Source organism: Candidatus Dedyshia acidiphila (assembly GCF_051025295.1).
GTDB lineage: Bacteria > Acidobacteriota > Terriglobia > Terriglobales > Acidobacteriaceae > KBS-83.
Map to the genome: position 1 here is coordinate 1 of NZ_JBMGJV010000222.1, position 247 is coordinate 247.

The 247-nt window shown below is 67.2% G+C and carries 1 protein-coding gene; it reads right to left on the minus strand.

Annotated features, from left to right (window positions below):
* Positions 1–247: carbonic anhydrase (locus tag AC5IJH_RS18660; protein ID WP_491904310.1), on the minus strand; the 247-nt coding region annotated here is incomplete at both ends.

Genomic DNA, 247 nt, shown 5'->3' on the forward strand with positions numbered 1-247 from the left:
AGGTGCCACTACCGGGACGAAGCGCTGCTCTGTCGCGCTGTAAAGGTCCATGTGGCCGCTGCCGATGTTGTACACGCAGCCGTGTAGCCGAAGCGTGCCGGAGGCCAGCCCGGCCGCGACGGGGGGGTGGGTACCCAGATGCTGGAGTTGGAGCAGCACATTCTGCTCGACCAGCAGGTGGGTGAGCTGGTCCCCCTCCGCCTCCGGGTACTTTGCGCGGACCACACTCAGGGCGGCATGGGCGTTG